Below are 19,373 nucleotides of genomic sequence, written 5' to 3'. Positions count from 1 at the left end.
GGCGGCACCCCGGTGCGGGGCGAGCACACTTCGGCCCCCAACCCCGCCGCGGCCCACCCGCCAACGCATCGGCGCGCTACAACCCCAACCGTGCAACCGCCTTCCCGGCATCCAACTCGCACACACCCTCCCCGGCCGCATTCCACGCCGCCCCGCACAACGCCCGCAGCCCGTCGATCGCCTCACCGTCCCCCTCGATGCGCAGCTCCCCGTCCCCGGCGACCGCGGTCCAGCCCCCGCACCGGAACCCACCGTCCCCGCCCTGTAGTTCCTCGACCTCCGGCTGCCCGGTGAGCAGGCCGCGCAGATCCAGGTCCACATACGTGGGCCGGTGCTGCGGCGGCGCGGCGAGCAACTGCGCGGCATCGGTGACACCGGTCAGCACGAGAAGCGAATCCACTCCCCCGTTGAACGCCCCTTCGATATCCGTGTCCAGCCGGTCCCCCACCACCAACGGAGTCTGCGCACCGGTCCGCAGAATCGTCTCCTTGTGCATCGGCGGCAACGGCTTCCCCGCGACCTGCGGCTCGGCACCCGTCGCAATCCGGACGACCTCCACCGCCGCCCCGTTCCCCGGCGCGATGCCGCGCGCACTCGGAATCGTCAGGTCCGTATTGGACGCGAACCACGGCACCCCGCGCGCGATCCCGTAACAGGCCTCCGCGAACCGCCCCCACGCCATGTCGGGCCCGCCGTACCCCTGCGCCACCGCGGCCGGGTCCTCGTCCGCGGAGTCCACCGGCACGAGCCCGCGCTCCCGCAGAGCCACCCGCAGCCCTTCGCCGCCGATCACCAGCACCCGCGCCCCGCTCGGCACCTGCTCGCTGATCAGCCGCGCGACGGCCTGCGCCGACGTGATGACATCGGCGGCCCCGGTCGGGATCCCCAGCTCGGTCAGATGCTCGGCCACGGCGTCCGGCGTCCGCAGCGCGTTGTTCGTGACGTACGCGAGCCCCATCCCGCCGCCGCGCGCCACGGCCAGCGAATCGACGGCATGCGCGATGGCCTGCCCGCCCGCGTACACCACCCCGTCGAGGTCGAGCAGCGCGGTGTCGTACGCCTCGCTCAACGCCCGCGCGCTGTCACCAGGCCGCACCCGAACCCCGCTGTCGGCCGCCCCGCTCGCCCTGTCGCCCTGGCTCATTCCGCATCGCTCCTCGCTCGATCCCACTCCCCCGATCATCCACCACGCCACTGACACTCGTACGATGCGGGGATGAACACTGCAGGTCGCACGGCACTGACAGGCAGCAACGGCCTGGACCTGATCCCGTTCAGGGGCGTCCGCTACGTCCCCGAACAGGTCGGCAGCCTCGCCGCCGTGACCTCGCCCCCGTACGACGTGGTCGTACGGCCCGACGGACTGCACCACCTGGAGAACGCGGACCCGCACAACATCGTCCGCCTGATCCTGCCGCAGGCCGTGGAACCCCGGACCCGCAACGAACTGGCGGCCACCACCCTGCACCGCTGGCTCGCCGAGGGCGTCCTCGCCCCGGACGCCGAACCCGCCTTCTACGTGTACGAACAGCGAAACGGCGACATGCTGCAACGCGGCATCATCGGCGCCCTCCACCTCTCCGAGGCCTCAGAAGGTGTGGTCCTGCCCCACGAGGACGTCATGCCGCATGTGGTCGAGGACCGGGCGGGCCTGATGCGCACCACGGCCGCGAACCTCGAACCGCTCCTGCTGACCTACCGGGGCAACGGCAACGCGACCGGCGCCACCGCCGTCATCGAACGCACGGTCCAGCGCCCCCCGCTCCTCGCCACCACGACCGAGGACGGCTACAGCCACCGCCTCTGGGCCCTCACGGACGCCGCCGACCAGCACCAGGTCCGAACCGGCCTCGCCGCCCACCAGGCCCTCATCGCGGACGGCCACCACCGCTGGGCCACCTACCTGCGCCTGCGCACCGAACACGCCTCGTCGGGCCGCACCCCCTGGGACTACGGCCTGGTCCTCCTCGTCGACACGGCCCGCTACCCCCTCCGGGTCCGCGCCATCCACCGCCTGCTGGGCCGCCTCCCCCTCGACCGGGCGCTGGCGGCGGCCCGCCCGCACTTCCGCATACGCGAGGTGGCGGGCCCCCTCCCGCATGCGATGGAGGCCCTGGCACAGGCGTCGTCCCACGGCAACGCCTTCCTCCTCACCGGCACCGAGGACACGTACCACCTCCTGGACCGCCCCGACCCTGCGCTCCTGGACCGTACGATTCCGGCCGATCGCCCCGAGGCCTGGCGCACGCTCGACGCCACGGTGCTGCACTCCACGCTCCTCGGCCACGTCTGGGGCATTCCGGAGGACTCCCCCACCGACGTCTCGTACATCCACGACACACAGGCGACGGTCGACAAGGCGCGCCGCGACGGCGGCACGGCGGTCCTGATGCACCCGGTCCGCGAGGAGGTCGTCCGCGAGCTGGCCCGCCAGGGCGTGACGATGCCCCGCAAGTCCACGTCGTTCGGCCCGAAGCCGGCCACGGGCCTGGTGCTGCGCACGCTGACGGACGACTGAACCCGGCGACAACGACGAACGGGCGGGCTCCCTGAGGAGCCCGCCCGTTCGTCATGTCACGCTCTACCGCTCGTCGCGCTCGTCACCGGCGCTGTCGTCCTTGGGCGCCGCGGCACCGTCCTCCGCACTGTCGTCGAAGGCGTCCACGAACTCGACACCGTCCAGCTCGGCCAGCCGGTCCGACGCGTCCGTGCTGCCGTCCTTGTCGGCCTCGACGGCCTTGGCGAACCACTCCCGCGCCTCGTCCTCGCGCCCGGCCTCCAGCAGCGCGTCGGCGTACGCGTAGCGCAGCCGAGCGGTCCACGGCTGCGTGGAGTTCGAGGCGAGCTCGGGGCTCTGGAGCGTCACGATGGCGGCGTCCAGCTGCCCCATGTCGCGCCGCGCGCCGGCGGCCACGAGCCGCATCTCGACCTGCCCGGCCTTGTCCAGCTTCGACACCTCGGGGGCGCCAGCCATGTCTAGGGCCTTCTCGGGACGCCCGAGGCCGCGCTCGCAGTCGGCCATGAGCGGCCACAGGTCCACGGTCCCGGTCATCCGCCGCGCGGCCCGGAACTCGGCAAGCGCCTCGCTGTACTTCTGGTTCCCGTACGCGGCGAATCCGGCGGCCTCCCGCACTCCGGCGACGCGCGAGGCGAGCCGCAGCGCGATCCTGGAGTACGCGTACGCGCCCTCCGGGTCCTCGTCGATCAGCCGGGCCACCATCACGAGGTTGTTGGCGACATCCTCGGCGAGGCCCCTCGGCAGGGACTGAAGTTCCTGCTGCACGCTCTTGTCGAGCTCGGCACCGGAGACGTCCTCCGGAATCGGCAGCCGCTTGATCGGCTCACGGTCCCGCTCCCGCTCGTCCCGGAACCTGGACCCACCACCACGCCGGTCATCACGGCGGTCGTCCCGACGATCATCACGCCGGTCGTCCCGCCCACGGAACCCACCGGGACGCCCACCCCGGTCGTCGCGCCGGAAGCCGCCACCACGGTTGTCGTCGCGGCGGTCGTCACGGCGCGGACCACGGTCACGGTCATCGCGACGGAAGCCACCGCCGCGGTTGTCGTCACGGCGGTCGTCACGACGCGGACCACGGTCCCGGTCATCGCGGCGGTCGTCCCGGCGGAAGCCACCGCCGCGGTTGTCGTCGCGCCGGTCGTCACGACGCGGGCCACGATCACGGTCGCCGAACGAACGGTCATCGCGGCGGTCGTCACGGCGCGGACCACGGTCACGGTCGTCGCGACGGAAGCCACCGCCGCGGTTGTCGTCGCGGCGGTCGTCACGGCGCGGGCCACGGTCACGGTCGTCGCGCCGGAAACCCCCGCCACGGTTGTCGTCACGCCGGTCATCCCGACGCGGCCCACGATCACGGTCACCGAACGAACGGTCATCACGCCGATCGTCCCGGCGGAAGCCGCCGCCGCGGTTGTCGTCACGGCGATCGTCACGGCGCGGGCCACGGTCACGGTCGTCCCGCCGGAAACCCCCGCCACGGTTGTCGTCACGCCGGTCATCCCGACGCGGCCCACGATCACGGTCACCGAACGAACGGTCATCGCGGCGGTCATCACGCCGATCGTCCCGGCGGTCGTCGCGACGGAAGCCGCCACCACGGTTGTCGTCACGGCGGTCATCACGGCGGAAGCCACCGCCGCGGTTGTCGTCGCGCCGGTCGTCCCGACGCGGCCCACGATCACGGTCATCACGGCGATCGTCGCGGCGGAACGCAGGACGCTCCCGGTCGCCGTCCCGACGGTCCCGGCGCGGGCCGCCGGTGTTGCCGCGGAACCCGCCCCGGTCGCCACTGTCCCGTCGGCGCTGGTCGCGCTCCGGTCGCTCGTCGGGAGAGTTGGTGGCCATCGGTGGACTCCTGTCTTCGGTACCGCAGTCATTCTCACGCAACCGGGATGCCGGCGCGCTCCGAGAAGAGCACTTGCTCTTGAAATACAAAAAGGACCCTTGGTCCCCAGCATGTGTGCCGGGACCAAGGGTCCTCTCAAAAATAGTTCGGCGGCGTCCTACTCTCCCACAGGGTCCCCCCTGCAGTACCATCGGCGCTGTGAGGCTTAGCTTCCGGGTTCGGAATGTAACCGGGCGTTTCCCTCACGCTATGACCACCGAAACCCTTTCAGACATCCCCCAGAGGGGACATGTGAACAGGGCGGCGAACTAGCACACTCTTCAATTGATTAAGTGAAACTGTTCAGCCAGCACAACTGTTCGTTGTCTGGGAACAACACAGTGGACGCGAGCAACTGAGGACAAGCCCTCGGCCTATTAGTACCAGTCACCTCCACACCTTGCGGTGCTTCCAGATCTGGCCTATCAACCCAGTCGTCTACTGGGAGCCTTAACCCCTCGAGGGGGTGGGAATACTCATCTCGAAGCAGGCTTCCCGCTTAGATGCTTTCAGCGGTTATCCTTTCCGAACGTAGCCAACCAGCCATGCCCTTGGCAGGACAACTGGCACACCAGAGGTTCGTCCGTCCCGGTCCTCTCGTACTAGGGACAGCCCTTCTCAATATTCCTACGCGCACAGAGGATAGGGACCGAACTGTCTCACGACGTTCTAAACCCAGCTCGCGTACCGCTTTAATGGGCGAACAGCCCAACCCTTGGGACCGACTCCAGCCCCAGGATGCGACGAGCCGACATCGAGGTGCCAAACCATCCCGTCGATATGGACTCTTGGGGAAGATCAGCCTGTTATCCCCGGGGTACCTTTTATCCGTTGAGCGACGGCGCTTCCACAAGCCACCGCCGGATCACTAGTCCCGACTTTCGTCCCTGCTCGACCCGTCGGTCTCACAGTCAAGCTCCCTTGTGCACTTACACTCAACACCTGATTACCAACCAGGCTGAGGGAACCTTTGGGCGCCTCCGTTACCCTTTGGGAGGCAACCGCCCCAGTTAAACTACCCATCAGACACTGTCCCTGATCCGGATCACGGACCCAGGTTAGACATCCAGCACGACCAGAGTGGTATTTCAACGACGACTCCCTCGATACTGGCGTACCGAGTTCAAAGTCTCCCACCTATCCTACACAAGCCGAACCGAACACCAATATCAAACTGTAGTAAAGGTCCCGGGGTCTTTCCGTCCTTCTGCGCGAAACGAGCATCTTTACTCGTAGTGCAATTTCACCGGGCCTATGGTTGAGACAGTCGAGAAGTCGTTACGCCATTCGTGCAGGTCGGAACTTACCCGACAAGGAATTTCGCTACCTTAGGATGGTTATAGTTACCACCGCCGTTTACTGGCGCTTAAGTTCTCAGCTTCGCCACACCGAAATGTGACTAACCGGTCCCCTTAACGTTCCAGCACCGGGCAGGCGTCAGTCCGTATACATCGCCTTACGGCTTCGCACGGACCTGTGTTTTTAGTAAACAGTCGCTTCTCGCTGGTCTCTGCGGCCACCCCCAGCTCAGAGTGCAAGACTCATCACCAGGAATGGCCCCCCTTCTCCCGAAGTTACGGGGGCATTTTGCCGAGTTCCTTAACCATAGTTCACCCGAACGCCTCGGTATTCTCTACCTGACCACCTGAGTCGGTTTAGGGTACGGGCCGCCATGAAACTCGCTAGAGGCTTTTCTCGACAGCATAGGATCATCCACTTCACCACAATCGGCTCGGCATCAGGTCTCAGGCACAAGCTGTCCGGATTTACCTGGACAGCGCCCTACACCCTTACCCCGGGACTACCATCGCCCGGGCTGGACTACCTTCCTGCGTCACCCCATCGCTCACCTACTACCAGCTTGGGCCGGCGGCTCCACCACTTTCCATTCCCCGAAGGGTCCGGAACGGCTTCACGGCCTTAGCATCACTGGATTCGATGTCTTTCGCGTCACAGCGGGTACCGGAATATCAACCGGTTATCCATCGACTACGCCTGTCGGCCTCGCCTTAGGTCCCGACTTACCCTGGGCAGATCAGCTTGACCCAGGAACCCTTAGTCAATCGGCGCACACGTTTCTCACGTGTGTATCGCTACTCATGCCTGCATTCTCACTCGTGAACCGTCCACAACTACCTTCCGGTGCTGCTTCACCCGGCACACGACGCTCCCCTACCCATCACAGCGGGCGTTGGCCCTATAGCTGCAATGACACGACTTCGGCGGTACGCTTGAGCCCCGCTACATTGTCGGCGCGGAATCACTTGACCAGTGAGCTATTACGCACTCTTTCAAGGGTGGCTGCTTCTAAGCCAACCTCCTGGTTGTCTCTGCGACTCCACATCCTTTCCCACTTAGCGTACGCTTAGGGGCCTTAGTCGATGCTCTGGGCTGTTTCCCTCTCGACCATGGAGCTTATCCCCCACAGTCTCACTGCCGTGCTCTCACTTACCGGCATTCGGAGTTTGGCTAAGGTCAGTAACCCGGTAGGGCCCATCGCCTATCCAGTGCTCTACCTCCGGCAAGAAACACACGACGCTGCACCTAAATGCATTTCGGGGAGAACCAGCTATCACGGAGTTTGATTGGCCTTTCACCCCTAACCACAGGTCATCCCCCAGGTTTTCAACCCTGGTGGGTTCGGTCCTCCACGAAGTCTTACCTCCGCTTCAACCTGCCCATGGCTAGATCACTCCGCTTCGGGTCTTGAGCGCGCTACTAAATCGCCCTGTTCGGACTCGCTTTCGCTACGGCTTCCCCACACGGGTTAACCTCGCAACACACCGCAAACTCGCAGGCTCATTCTTCAAAAGGCACGCAGTCACGACTGCATGTGCAAGCACATACAGCGACGCTCCCACGGCTTGTAGGCACACGGTTTCAGGTACTATTTCACTCCGCTCCCGCGGTACTTTTCACCATTCCCTCACGGTACTATCCGCTATCGGTCACCAGGGAATATTTAGGCTTAACGGGTGGTCCCGCCAGATTCACACAGGATTTCTCGGGCCCCGTGCTACTTGGGTGTCTCTCAAACGAGCCGCTAACGTTTCGACTACGGGGGTCTTACCCTCTACGCCGGACCTTTCGCATGTCCTTCGTCTACATCAACGGTTTCTTACTCGTCTCACGGCCGGCAGACCGTAAAAGAGAGATCCCACAACCCCGCACACGCAACCCCTGCCGGGTCTCACACGTATACGGTTTGGCCTCATCCGGTTTCGCTCGCCACTACTCCCGGAATCACGGTTGTTTTCTCTTCCTGCGGGTACTGAGATGTTTCACTTCCCCGCGTTCCCTCCACACTGCCTATATATTCAGCAGCGGGTGACAGCCCATGACGACTGCCGGGTTTCCCCATTCGGAAACCCCCGGATCAAAGCCTGGTTGACGACTCCCCGGGGACTATCGTGGCCTCCCACGTCCTTCATCGGTTCCTGGTGCCAAGGCATCCACCGTGCGCCCTTAAAAACTTGGCCACAGATGCTCGCGTCCACTGTGCAGTTCTCAAACAACGACCAACCACCCGTCACAACCCACCGAAGCGGATCTTTACCGGGGCCGGCACTGAAGGCGACCGTTACGGCCGTACCTTCAGACACCCAACAGCGTGCCCGACACCACTCGCCCGTCCATCTCGCTTTCCACGCCGAAGCAGTACTTGCGACCAGAGCAGGTCAAGTGTGCCGAATAATCAACGTTCCACCCATGAGCAACCACCGTCGAACGTGTGCCGACGTAATGGCCCTGGACCACCAGACAATGTCTGGCGGCCTAGATGCTCCTTAGAAAGGAGGTGATCCAGCCGCACCTTCCGGTACGGCTACCTTGTTACGACTTCGTCCCAATCGCCAGTCCCACCTTCGACAGCTCCCTCCCACAAGGGGTTGGGCCACCGGCTTCGGGTGTTACCGACTTTCGTGACGTGACGGGCGGTGTGTACAAGGCCCGGGAACGTATTCACCGCAGCAATGCTGATCTGCGATTACTAGCAACTCCAACTTCATGGGGTCGAGTTGCAGACCCCAATCCGAACTGAGACCGACTTTTTGAGATTCGCTCCACCTTGCGGTATCGCAGCTCATTGTATCGGCCATTGTAGCACGTGTGCAGCCCAAGACATAAGGGGCATGATGACTTGACGTCGTCCCCACCTTCCTCCGAGTTGACCCCGGCGGTCTCCTGTGAGTCCCCATCACCCCGAAGGGCATGCTGGCAACACAGAACAAGGGTTGCGCTCGTTGCGGGACTTAACCCAACATCTCACGACACGAGCTGACGACAGCCATGCACCACCTGTACACCGACCACAAGGGGGCGCCTGTCTCCAGACGTTTCCGGTGTATGTCAAGCCTTGGTAAGGTTCTTCGCGTTGCGTCGAATTAAGCCACATGCTCCGCTGCTTGTGCGGGCCCCCGTCAATTCCTTTGAGTTTTAGCCTTGCGGCCGTACTCCCCAGGCGGGGCACTTAATGCGTTAGCTGCGGCGCGGACAACGTGGAATGTTGCCCACACCTAGTGCCCACCGTTTACGGCGTGGACTACCAGGGTATCTAATCCTGTTCGCTCCCCACGCTTTCGCTCCTCAGCGTCAGTAATGGCCCAGAGATCCGCCTTCGCCACCGGTGTTCCTCCTGATATCTGCGCATTTCACCGCTACACCAGGAATTCCGATCTCCCCTACCACACTCTAGCTAGCCCGTATCGACTGCAGACTCGGGGTTAAGCCCCGAGCTTTCACAATCGACGTGACAAGCCGCCTACGAGCTCTTTACGCCCAATAATTCCGGACAACGCTTGCGCCCTACGTATTACCGCGGCTGCTGGCACGTAGTTAGCCGGCGCTTCTTCTGCAGGTACCGTCACTTTCGCTTCTTCCCTGCTGAAAGAGGTTTACAACCCGAAGGCCGTCATCCCTCACGCGGCGTCGCTGCATCAGGCTTTCGCCCATTGTGCAATATTCCCCACTGCTGCCTCCCGTAGGAGTCTGGGCCGTGTCTCAGTCCCAGTGTGGCCGGTCGCCCTCTCAGGCCGGCTACCCGTCGTCGCCTTGGTGAGCCATTACCTCACCAACAAGCTGATAGGCCGCGGGCTCATCCTTCACCGCCGGAGCTTTTAACCCCCATCCAGGAGAATGGGAGTGTTATCCGGTATTAGACCTCGTTTCCAAGGCTTGTCCCAGAGTGAAGGGCAGATTGCCCACGTGTTACTCACCCGTTCGCCACTAATCCACCCCGAAGGGCTTCATCGTTCGACTTGCATGTGTTAAGCACGCCGCCAGCGTTCGTCCTGAGCCAGGATCAAACTCTCCGTGAATGTTTCCGGGATATCCCGGTGACACACACGAGAGCGGAACAGTCGGAGGAATAATCCGGCCGTTCACAGCGTCCTCGCTGTGCGCCTACCAGCCAATGACCGGCAGGACTTTTCAAAGGAACCTCGTCCCAGCGGATGCTGGAGACGGGGTATCAACAAATTTTGGCGTTGATTTTTGGCACGCTGTTGAGTTCTCAAGGAACGGACGCTTCCTTTGTACTCACCCTCTCGGGCTTTCCTCCGGGCGCTTCCCTTCGGTATTTCGTGTTTCCAACCTTACCAGATCCGTTTTCCGTTCCGTTTCCGGTTCGGATTTCATTTCCGGTGGCCGTTGGCGGGCCTTTGCCTTTCGGCGTGTCCACCACATTAGCCGAATCTCCTGGCAACTCATAATCGAGATTCGCGGGTTCGAATTTCGACATGCGAGCACGCCGAAGAGACCCCGTCGAGGGAGATCGTAATGAGTGGTTTGGCCGCTTCCGGTGGTTGGCTGAGCGCCAGTTCCGGCTTCAGCGGCTCGGGCCACATTACGGATCCCGCAGGGGCGCGTCAAGTTGAGCGGCGGCGGGGCGTGTGGGCCCGATAAGGGCTCACCGTCGGGTCGTTGGCCACCCAGAAGCGCCAGGGGTGGACGCCCCCCTCGCCGGACACTCCGGTGCGTGGGCCGTTGCGTACCTGGTCAGCGGGTACCGGGGTGCCGTGCAGGACGCGCAGTGGGGAGTCCGCTCCGGCGCAGGCGTCGGTGCCGTCCAGGGATCGGTCCACGGCGAGGGCGGTGGCCATGCGGGCCGGGCCTTTGGCCAGTTCCTTGTCGTGCCGGGCCGATAGTCGACGTTCGCGGGCCAGTTCGGCGCCCGCCGTGATCTCGCCGGCGCGGAGGAGTACGGCGCTCGCTCTGCCTTCTTCGCCGCAGACCAGGTTCATGCAGTGCCACATGCCGTAGGTGAAGTAGACGTACACGTGTCCAGGGCGCCCGAACATCACGCTGTTGCGGGCGGTCCGGCCTCTGTAGGCGTGTGACCCGGGGTCGTTCGCACCGTCGTACGCCTCGACCTCGGTGAGGCGGAGCTCGATCGGCCCGTCGGGGGTGCGCCGGACCAGCGTGCGTCCCAACAGGTCGGGGGCTACTTCCAGTACGGGTCGGTCGAAGAACTCACGTACGAGGGGCGTACGGTCAGGGGCCGCGATCATGCCCTCCGAGGGTAGTGGAGCGGGCGGGACGGGGCTCGGCGGAACCGGGCACGGGTGTCCCGCGTTTGTAGTCAGCAGTATCAGCAGTGGTTCGCACACACGGAGGAGATCGGGTCATGGGGTTCAAGCGGCTGTTGGCGAGTCTGGGTGCGGGCGGGGCGTCCGTGGAGACGGTGCTCACCGAGGTCAATGTCGTCCCCGGTGGTGTCGTTCAGGGTGAGGTGCGGATCCAGGGCGGGTCCGTCGACCAGGAGATCGAGGGGCTTTCCGTCGGTCTCCAGGCGCGGGTCGAGGTCGAGGGCAACGACCAGGAGACGAAGCAGGACATCGAGTTCACCAAGGTGCGGCTCGGGGGTGCATTCGAGCTGAAGGCGCAGGCCGTGCACGCCGTTCCGTTCGGGCTCGAGATTCCGTGGGAGACGCCGGTCACGACGATCGACGGGCAGCAGCTGCGCGGCATGAACATCGGCGTGACGACCGAGCTGGAGATCGCCCGGGCCATCGACTCGAGCGACCTCGACCCGATCAATGTGCACCCGCTGCCGTCCCAGCAGGCGCTGCTCGACGCCTTCATCCGGCTCGGCTTCCGGTTCAAGAGTGCGGACATGGAGCGCGGGCACATCCGGGGGACGCGGCAGAAGCTGCCTTTCTACCAGGAGATCGAGTTCCACCCGCCGCAGCAGTACCGGGGGCTCAACCAGGTCGAGCTGAGCTTCGTGGCCGACGACCGGGAGATGGACGTCGTACTGGAGATGGACAAGAAGCCGGGGCTGTTCAGCGAGGGCAGCGACACGTTCCGGTCGTTCGTCGTCGGGCACCACGACTTCCAGGGCACGGACTGGTCCGCGTATCTGAACCAGTGGCTGTCCGAGGTCGGCAGCAAGCGGAACTGGTTCTAGGGTTTCAGGAGCAGGGCCGTCAGGCTCTGTGGGACCAGTGTTTCCGTAGATCCAGGAGGTGTCGTTGTGACCGAGCAGCCCACGAGGGCTTCGCTTCCTCATGACTTTCATCCGCAGGTGCCGTCGTTCACCGTCGTGAGCCAGGACTTCGAGCCGGGCGGGACGCTGGACGACGCGCAGGTGTACGCGGCCGGGAACACGTCGCCGCACCTGCGCTGGGAGGGCTTCCCGGCGGAGACCAAGAGCTTCGCCGTGTCGTGCTTCGACCCGGACGCGCCGACCGGCAGCGGGTTCTGGCACTGGAGCGTGTTCGACATCCCGGCCTCGGTGACCGAATTGCCGGTGGGCGCCGGCAGCGGCAAGTTCGAGGGGCTTCCCGAGGGCGCCGTGCAGGTGCGCAACGACTATGGGACGAAGGAATTCGGGGGCGCCGCGCCGCCGCCCGGGGACCCCGCCCACCGTTATGTGTTCACCGTGTACGCGGTGGATCAGGAGAAGCTCGGTCCGGATTCGGATGCTTCTCCCGCTTTCGTCGGGTTCAACCTGCGGTTCCACACGATCGCCCGGGCCCAGGTCATCGCCGAATACGGGGCTCCCGCCGAGGGCTGATCCGCTTTCCCAGCGTTCACCGAACGTTTGCCCGCCCCTGGTCATGGAATTGATCAGGGGCGGGCAGTTTTTTTCCTGGTCCCCCAGGGGGCCGCAGTTATTGCGTTGTCCATCTCGGCGTGCACGGCCAGAGTTGACGCACGGACGCCGAGGGGCGATCCGCTGCGTACGGGAGGTGGGCAGGGTGCGGGACACACTGGTGCTGAACGCGAGCTTCGAGCCGCTCTCCACTGTGACGCTCAATCGAGCCGTCGTGCTGGTGTTGCAGGACAAGGCCGTCGTCGAGCAGGTCCACCCCGAGCTGCGGATGCGCGGGGCGGCGATCGACATCCCGGTGCCCCGGGTGATCAGGCTGTGCAGGTATGTCCGGGTGCCGTTCCGAAGACGCGCGCCATGGTCCAGGCGGGGCGTACTCGTACGGGATCAGCACCGGTGCGCGTACTGCGGCAAGCGGGCGACGACCGTCGACCACGTGGTGCCGAAGTCGCACGGCGGTGCTGATTCCTGGCTGAACACGGTGGCGTCCTGCGCCGACGACAATCACCGCAAGGCGAACCGGACGCCCGAGCAGGCGGGGATGCCGCTGTTGCGACAGCCGTTCGAGCCGACTCCCGCCGACGCGATGCTGCTGTCGCTCGGTGCCGGCGGGCGGGCCGGGCTGCCGGACTGGCTGGCGCAGACCGCCGCGTAGACATGACAGGGCGAGGGCCCGCCGACCATGTGGTCGGCGGGCCCTCGTCGTGTACGGGCGGGGAACTAGTCGATCGGCGGCTGTTCGCGGCGCGGCTGGGGCGGCGTCGGCATCACCGGCGGCGTCTTCGCGTCGCTGCCGCCCGGCGTGGCGCCGAAGTTGCCGAAGGCGCCCGAGAGGCCCTTGAGGGCGTCGCCGATCTCGCTGGGGACGATCCAGAGCTTGTTGGCGTCGCCCTCGGCGATCTTCGGGAGCATCTGGAGGTACTGGTACGAGAGCAGCTTCTGGTCCGGGTCTCCGGCGTGGATGGACTCGAAGACCGTACGGATGGCCTGGGCCTCGCCCTCGGCGCGCAGGGCCGCGGCCTTGGCCTCACCCTCGGCCCTGAGGATCGCGGACTGCTTCTCACCTTCGGCGGTCAGGATCTGCGATTGCCGGATACCTTCGGCGGTGAGGATCGCGGCGCGCTTGTCACGGTCGGCGCGCATCTGCTTCTCCATCGAGTCCTGGATGGAGGTGGGCGGCTCGATCGCCTTGAGTTCGACGCGGTTGACGCGGATGCCCCACTTGCCGGTGGCCTCGTCGAGGACGCCGCGGAGCGCCGCGTTGATCTCCTCGCGGGAGGTCAGGGTCCGCTCCAGGTCCATGCCACCGATGATGTTTCGCAGGGTGGTGACCGTGAGCTGCTCGATGGCCTGGATGTAGCTGGCGACCTCGTACGTCGCGGCCCGCGCGTCCGTCACCTGGTAGTAGATGACGGTGTCGATGTTGACCACCAGGTTGTCCTGGGTGATCACCGGCTGCGGCGGGAACGGCACGACCTGCTCGCGGAGGTCAATGCGGTTGCGGATCGAGTCGATGAACGGGACGACGATGTTCAGGCCCGCGTTCAGCGTGCGTGTGTAGCGGCCGAAGCGCTCCACGATGGCGGCGCTGGCCTGCGGGATGACTTGGATGGTCTTGATCAGGGCGATGAAGACCAACACCACCAGAATGATCAGGACGATGATGATCGCTGACATCGAGTCTCCCGTGCCCCTCGTACCGTTCGTACCGTCGTGGTTCCGGCGCGCCCGCGCCGGAAGATCATGAGGTCTTGCGCGTCGAGTGTGTCAGAACTGCCCACGTGGCGGGGCTGGTTCGGGCCACATATCGGTTCACATGACGATCGCCGTGGCCCCTTCGATGTCGACCACGTCGACCTGGCGGCCCGGCTCGAACGCCGCGTCCGCGTCGAGGGAGCGGGCCGACCAGATCTCGCCGCCCAGCTTGATCCGTCCGCCCGCCTGTCCGTCGACGCGCTCGACGACGACGGCCTGCTTGCCCTTCAGGGCCTCGATGCCGGTGGCGAGTTGGGGTTTCTGGGAGCGGTGCCGGTTGGCCACGGGTCGTACGACCGCGATGAGCGCGCACGAGACGACCGCGAAGACGACCACTTGGAGTACGACACCGCCGCCCATGCCCGCCGTGACGGCACCTGCGACGGCGCCGACGGCCAGCATGCCCAGTTCGGGCATGGCGGTGATGACGAGCGGGATTCCGAGTGCGGCCGCCCCGATCAGCCACCACACCCATGCGTCGATGTCTGCCACACGGCCATGGTAGATCCGCAACTGCCGCGCGGACAGGGGCCATCCGGTCCGCGCGGGGGCGCGCAGAGGCTCAGCTCAGGGGCAGGCCGGTGGCGGTCCAGCGGCCGTTGCTCTCCTCGACGACCAGCGGGAGGCCGAAGCACTTGGAGAGGTTGCGGGAGGTGAGTTCGAGCTCGATGGGGCCCGCGGCGAGGACCCGGCCCTGGCGGATCATCAGGACGTGCGTGAAGCCGGGGGCGATCTCCTCGACGTGGTGCGTGACCATGATCATCGACGGGGCGATCGGGTCGCGGGCGAGGCGGCCGAGGCGGCGCACCAGGTCCTCGCGGCCACCGAGGTCGAGGCCCGCGGCGGGCTCGTCGAGGAGGAGCAGCTCGGGGTCGGTCATCAGGGCGCGGGCGATCAGCGTGCGCTTGCGCTCGCCCTCGGAGAGCGTGCCGAACTTGCGGTCCAGGTACTCGCTCATACCGAGGCGGTCGAGGAACGCGCGGGCGCGCCGCTCGTCCACGTCCTCGTACTCCTCCTGCCAGCCGGCCGTCATGCCGTAGGCGGCGGTGAGTACGGTCTGCAGGACGGTCTGCCGCTTGGGCAGCTTGTCGGCGAGCGCGATGCCGGCCATGCCGATGCGCGGTCGCAGCTCGAAGACGTCCGTGCCGGGCTTGCCGAGGGTCTCACCGAGGATCGTGGCGGTGCCGGCGCTCGGGTAGAGGTAGCTCGAGGCGACGTTCAGGAGGGTGGTCTTGCCCGCGCCGTTGGGTCCGAGGATGACCCAGCGCTCCCCCTCCTTCACCGACCAGGAGACCTGGTCCACCAGAGCCCGGCCCTCGCGGACCACGGATACGTCCTCCAGCTCCAGTACATCGCTCATGAGCGCGTTGTCTCCCATTGCAGTCTCGTCTGTTCGCCGCGTCCGTCATGCCTTCGCATACTTCCTGCTCGGCACGGCCCCCAGGGAAAACCTACGCCACCGCCCCCGCGGTCCATTCCATCGGTCTGGCTTTTGGCGGCTTTGCGGGCTTCTAAGGTGGGGCGCATGCTCACTGAACCACGCTCTGGACGCCTCGCGGCCTGGGGAAATGCCCTTCTTGGCGGATTTGTCGCACCTGATGACGCGGCGCTCGCGATTGTCGGCGAGGACGCCTCGCACCGGGTGACGGGGCTGCCGGGCGAGGACGGGCCCGTCGGCCTGACGCTGGCGCTCGGCCGTCTGCGGGCGCTGGGCGTCGGCGGGCTGCGGGTGGCACTGCCCGCGCCGGGCCATCCGCTGGGGCTCAGTGGGCCGCCTGAGTTCAACGCGCGGGCCCTGGAGGCCGAGGAGGCGGTGGTCTGTCACGGCGCCGCGCTCGGGCTGGTCCCCGAGGTGTACGAGGCCGGTCCCGAGGGCGACGTGCATGTCGAGGTGGTGTGGCACTGCCTGCCCGTGCGGGAGGCACCGCCGGCGGATGTGCCCTCGCTCTCCGAGGCCGAGCGGGAGCTGGCGGAGGCGCTGCGGGACGCGACCGAGGTGCTGACGCGCCTCGACGTGGCCGGGTCGGGGCCGGTGTCCGAGGCCGCGGTGGACGCGTACCGGGCGCGGGCCGAGCGGGGGCGCGAGGCGCTCGCGCCGGGGTACCCCGGGCGGGCCGTACGGGTGCTGGAGCTGGCGCAGCGGGTGGGGCTGCTGGTCTCCGTGGCGTACGACAGCGGGCACGGGGGCGCGGTCAGCGCGTCGGAGATGGGGGCGCGGGCGCTCGCGCTGCGCCCGGTGGAGCGGACGGCCCGGCGCGCGCAGGTGGCCGCGTACAACGCGTTCGTGGAGGAGCGGGAGCGGGGCTGAGAGCGGGGCCGGGCCAGGCGGCGGGCAGCGCTGCGGGCCAGGCAGCGGGCAGTAGGCAGCAGGCAGGGAAAGGCCCCCACGGAGCGGGTCCGTGGGGGCCTTTCTGTGCCTCGGGGGCAGCGAACCTCAGTTGTTCGCCGCGGTGTTGCCGAAGGCCGGGTTCAGCAGGCCGATCACGTTGACGGAGTTGCCGTCGACGTTCACCGGGACGTGAACCGGAACGCCGACGTTGTTGCCCGAGCCGACGCCCGGGGAGTTCGCGGCCACGCCGTCGGCGTTCGAGTCGGCGAAGGCGGCACCGGCAGAGGCACCCGCGGCGATACCGGCGACGGCGACGGCAACGGCGGCCTTCTTGGCGATGTTCATGAGAAGCGTTCCTCCAGATATTGCGGTCCGACCCCAGCCGCGGGGTCGCACGCTGAGAAACGCGCGGGGCGCGCGACAGACACGGGACGCCCCCTGGATCCGCTCGATTGGATCAATAGGCCGACGATTCGACCAGCCGCGCTATCGAACGGGAGAGCGACCCCCGGAAAAGCGGACCGGCCCCGCGGGGAACACCCCGGGGGCCGGTGAGACCTGAGCGCGCGTCAGCCGTTGTAGCCGTTGTTCGCGAACGCCGGGTTGAGGGCGCCGATCACCGTGGCGGTGTTGCCCACGGCGTTCACCGGAACGTGGATCGGGACCTGAACCAGGTTGCCCGAGCCGACGCCCGGGGACTTCGTGGCGTGGCCGTGGGCCTGCGCGCCGTCGGTGGCAGAGGCGAGTCCCGCACCGGCGGCGACAAGGCCACCGGCCACGAGGGTGACGGCCGCGGCCTTCTTCAGGTTCTTCACTTCTGGATCCTCCTAGCGGTCGCCGCGACACGATCGCCGCAGCACGCATTGGAGAACGCCGCACCGCCCGAAGGGATGCGCCATTCGGGGGACATCTACACGACGGTATGAATTCCAGAACGGAGTATGACGCTCCGCGTTGCCGCCGCTTCGGTGTGCCCGCGCGTGCCTCTCAGCCCGTGACACCGTGCCGCACGGCCCACAGGGCGGCCTGGGTGCGGTCCGACAGGTCGAGTTTCATCAGGATGTTCGAGACATGGGTCTTCACCGTCTTCTCGGAGAGGACGAGGGCGCGGGCGATCTCCCGGTTCGAGCGGCCGTCGGCGATCAGGCCGAGCACCTCGCGCTCGCGCTCCGTGAGGGAACCGCCTCTCCCCTGGCCGTTGTTGCCGTCCTCCTGGGCGAGCAGGGCGCCCGCCACCTCGGGTTGCAGCAGGATGTGGCCCGCGTGGACGGAGCGGATGGCGCCGGCCAGCGCGTCGGGGTCCACGTCCTTGTAGACGTAACCCGCGGCCCCCGCGCGCAGGGCGGGGACGACGGTGCGCTGCTCGGTGAAGCTGGTGACGATCAACACCTTGGCGGGATTGTCGAGTTCGCGGAGCCGGCGCAGGGCGTCGACCCCGTCCATGACCGGCATCTTGACGTCCATGAGGACGACGTCGGGCCTCAGCTCCTCGGCGCGGGCGACTCCTTCGGCGCCGTCCGCCGCCTCGCCGACGACCTCGATGTCGCCCTGCACCTCCAGGAAGGTGCGCAGGCCCCTGCGGACGACCTGGTGGTCGTCGACCAGCAGTACCTTGATCGGGTCAGCCACCGGGGACCTCCATCTCGATCGTGGTGCCCTTGCCGGGCTCCGAATCCACTGTGAGCCGGCCGCCGACACCACCGGAGCGGTCGCGCATGGAGACGAGCCCGAGGTGGCGGCCCGCGCTGCGGATCGCCTGGGGGTCGAAGCCCGCTCCGTCGTCGATGACGCGCAGCACGGCGCCCTGGCCGTGCTTGTCGAGCGTGACCCGCACCTTCTCCGCTCCGGAGTGGCGCAGCGCGTTGTGCAGCGCTTCCTGGGCGACGCGCAGCAACGCCTCCTCCTGGGCGGCGGGCAGCGCCTTTATGCCGCTGGTCGTGAACGTGACGTGCGCCGAGTGGGCGCGGTCGAGCACCTGGGCCTGTGTGCGCAACGTGGCCACCAGGCCGTCCTCGTCGAGGGCCGCGGGGCGCAACTCGACGACGGCCGCGCGCAGTTCGTCCGCCGCCTCCGCCGCGAGCTCCGCCACGTGCCCCAACTCCCCCTTGGCGCGGTCCGGGTCACGGTCCATCAGCGTCGCTGCGGCCTGCGCGGTCAGGCGCAGCGAGAAGAGCTTCTGGCTCACCGCGTCGTGCAGTTCGTGGGCGATCCGGGAGCGCTCCTCGGCGATGGTGAGCTCGCGGCTGCGCTCGTAGAGGCGGGCGTTCGTGAGCGCGATGGCCGCGTGCTGGGCGAGGATCCCGAGCAGTTCCTCGTCGTCCTGCGTGAAGCCGCAACCGCCTTGCGGTTTGGGGCAGTTCTTGTTCGCGAGGAAGAGCGCGCCGATGGTCTCCTCGCCGTCCTTGATGGGCAGGCCGAGGAAGTCGGACATGTCCGGGTGGGCGGAGGGCCAGCCCTCGAAGCGGGGGTCCTTGCGGACGTCCGCGAGGCGCTCGGTCTTCGCGTCGCGCAGCATCGCGGCGAGGATGCCGTGCTGGCGCGGCAGCGGGCCGATGGCCTTCCACTGCTCCTCACTGACGCCGTCGACGACGAACTGGGCGAAGCCCCCGTGGTCGTCCGGCACGCCGAGCGCCGCGTACTCGGCGTCGAGCAGCTCGCGGGCCGAGGCGACGATCGTCTTGAGGACGTCGCGCACCTCGAGATGCCTGCTCATGGCGAGGAGCGCGGCGCTCACCGCGGCCAAGCCTGTACGTGGACCCTGACTCATGACCTCACCGTACCGGCGGGGTGCGACAGCCGGATCGGGCCGACGGCGCCCTTCGCCTAGGTCGGT

15 protein-coding genes, 3 rRNA genes and 1 pseudogene are annotated in these 19,373 nt (G+C 66.7%); 5 read left to right on the top strand and 14 right to left on the bottom strand.

Annotated elements, in window-relative coordinates:
* Nucleotides 1–76: 76 nt before the first annotated feature.
* Nucleotides 77–1,144 carry an HAD hydrolase-like protein gene (locus tag ACNYS0_RS31145; protein ID WP_422478253.1) on the bottom strand — a complete coding sequence of 356 codons (1,068 nt, stop codon included), beginning with the start codon at nt 1,142–1,144 and terminating at the stop codon, nt 77–79.
* Nucleotides 1,145–1,216: 72 nt separating this feature from the next.
* Between ACNYS0_RS31145 and ACNYS0_RS31140 the strand changes: the two genes are divergently transcribed.
* Entirely contained in the window at nt 1,217–2,518 is a 1,302-nt protein-coding gene (locus tag ACNYS0_RS31140; RefSeq protein WP_422478251.1) for a DUF1015 family protein, read from the top strand.
* Between the two features lie 63 nt (nt 2,519–2,581).
* Here the strand turns inward: ACNYS0_RS31140 and ACNYS0_RS31135 are convergent, their stop codons facing one another.
* From ACNYS0_RS31135 to ACNYS0_RS31110, 6 genes are all read right to left on the bottom strand, one after another.
* Complete coding sequence (locus ACNYS0_RS31135; protein ID WP_422478249.1) at nt 2,582–3,283, bottom strand: tetratricopeptide repeat protein; 702 nt, start codon at nt 3,281–3,283, stop codon at nt 2,582–2,584.
* Complete coding sequence (locus tag ACNYS0_RS31130) at nt 3,220–4,209, bottom strand: hypothetical protein (protein ID WP_422478247.1); 990 nt, start codon at nt 4,207–4,209, stop codon at nt 3,220–3,222. Before ACNYS0_RS31130 ends, ACNYS0_RS31135 begins: the two co-directional genes overlap by 64 nt.
* A 302-nt stretch (nt 4,210–4,511) precedes the next feature.
* Nucleotides 4,512–4,628 (bottom strand): 5S ribosomal RNA (gene rrf / locus ACNYS0_RS31125).
* Between the two features lie 135 nt (nt 4,629–4,763).
* Nucleotides 4,764–7,885: ribosomal RNA gene (locus tag ACNYS0_RS31120) — 23S ribosomal RNA — on the bottom strand.
* Between the two features lie 310 nt (nt 7,886–8,195).
* Nucleotides 8,196–9,721: ribosomal RNA gene (locus tag ACNYS0_RS31115) — 16S ribosomal RNA — on the bottom strand.
* Together the 16S, 23S and 5S rRNA genes form the textbook arrangement of a ribosomal RNA operon.
* A gap of 549 nt (nt 9,722–10,270) precedes the next feature.
* Complete coding sequence (locus ACNYS0_RS31110; protein WP_422406497.1) at nt 10,271–10,912, bottom strand: DNA-3-methyladenine glycosylase; 642 nt, start codon at nt 10,910–10,912, stop codon at nt 10,271–10,273.
* Nucleotides 10,913–11,028: 116 nt separating this feature from the next.
* Between ACNYS0_RS31110 and ACNYS0_RS31105 the strand changes: the two genes are divergently transcribed.
* The 3 genes from ACNYS0_RS31105 (at nt 11,029) to ACNYS0_RS31095 (ending at nt 13,111) form a co-directional block, all read left to right on the top strand.
* A complete protein-coding gene (locus tag ACNYS0_RS31105; RefSeq protein ID WP_422406498.1) occupies nt 11,029–11,811 on the top strand; it encodes a sporulation protein in 783 nt (260 codons plus the stop codon).
* 66 nt (nt 11,812–11,877) lie between these two features.
* Nucleotides 11,878–12,420 carry a YbhB/YbcL family Raf kinase inhibitor-like protein gene (locus tag ACNYS0_RS31100; protein ID WP_399239521.1) on the top strand — a complete coding sequence of 181 codons (543 nt, stop codon included), beginning with the start codon at nt 11,878–11,880 and terminating at the stop codon, nt 12,418–12,420.
* A gap of 184 nt (nt 12,421–12,604) precedes the next feature.
* Nucleotides 12,605–13,111: an HNH endonuclease gene (locus tag ACNYS0_RS31095; protein WP_385766647.1), complete on the top strand. Its 507-nt coding sequence runs from the start codon at nt 12,605–12,607 to the stop codon at nt 13,109–13,111.
* Nucleotides 13,112–13,176: 65 nt separating this feature from the next.
* Here the strand turns inward: ACNYS0_RS31095 and ACNYS0_RS31090 are convergent, their stop codons facing one another.
* From ACNYS0_RS31090 to ACNYS0_RS31080, 3 genes and pseudogenes are all read right to left on the bottom strand, one after another.
* Nucleotides 13,177–14,133 (bottom strand): SPFH domain-containing protein, encoded by a 957-nt coding sequence (locus ACNYS0_RS31090; RefSeq protein WP_422406500.1) that lies wholly within the window; start codon nt 14,131–14,133, stop codon nt 13,177–13,179.
* A gap of 135 nt (nt 14,134–14,268) precedes the next feature.
* On the bottom strand, nt 14,269–14,703 hold the full coding sequence (locus ACNYS0_RS31085) for an NfeD family protein (protein ID WP_422478245.1): 435 nt from the start codon (nt 14,701–14,703) through the stop codon (nt 14,269–14,271).
* A 337-nt stretch (nt 14,704–15,040) separates the two neighbouring features.
* A pseudogene (locus ACNYS0_RS31080) lies at nt 15,041–15,571 on the bottom strand (ABC transporter ATP-binding protein); the annotation flags it as partial.
* Nucleotides 15,572–15,736: 165 nt separating this feature from the next.
* On the opposite strand from ACNYS0_RS31080, the gene ACNYS0_RS31075 reads away from it, so the two are divergent.
* Complete coding sequence (locus ACNYS0_RS31075) at nt 15,737–16,519, top strand: hypothetical protein (protein ID WP_422478243.1); 783 nt, start codon at nt 15,737–15,739, stop codon at nt 16,517–16,519.
* Nucleotides 16,520–16,645: 126 nt separating this feature from the next.
* Here ACNYS0_RS31075 and ACNYS0_RS31070 read toward each other — a convergent pair whose 3' ends face one another.
* The 4 genes from ACNYS0_RS31070 to ACNYS0_RS31055 form a co-directional block, all read right to left on the bottom strand.
* Nucleotides 16,646–16,885, bottom strand: a complete 240-nt coding sequence (locus ACNYS0_RS31070) for a chaplin (RefSeq protein WP_385766661.1) — start codon at nt 16,883–16,885, stop codon at nt 16,646–16,648.
* A gap of 224 nt (nt 16,886–17,109) precedes the next feature.
* The gene (locus tag ACNYS0_RS31065; RefSeq protein WP_422478241.1) at nt 17,110–17,355 is read right to left on the bottom strand and encodes a chaplin; all 246 of its coding nucleotides are present in this window, start codon (nt 17,353–17,355) and stop codon (nt 17,110–17,112) included.
* A gap of 172 nt (nt 17,356–17,527) precedes the next feature.
* A complete protein-coding gene (locus ACNYS0_RS31060) occupies nt 17,528–18,169 on the bottom strand; it encodes a response regulator (RefSeq protein WP_422406505.1) in 642 nt (213 codons plus the stop codon).
* A complete protein-coding gene (locus tag ACNYS0_RS31055) occupies nt 18,162–19,307 on the bottom strand; it encodes a GAF domain-containing sensor histidine kinase (RefSeq protein WP_422478239.1) in 1,146 nt (381 codons plus the stop codon). The genes ACNYS0_RS31060 and ACNYS0_RS31055 overlap by 8 nt, the downstream gene beginning before the upstream one ends.
* Between the last annotated feature and the right edge of the window lie 66 nt (nt 19,308–19,373).

Origin of the sequence: Streptomyces anthophorae (genome assembly GCF_049310305.1) — a bacterium.
Lineage (GTDB): Bacteria > Actinomycetota > Actinomycetes > Streptomycetales > Streptomycetaceae > Streptomyces.
The sequence above is the reverse complement of the archived record's forward strand: the minus strand, read 5'-3'. Positions and strand labels throughout refer to the sequence as shown.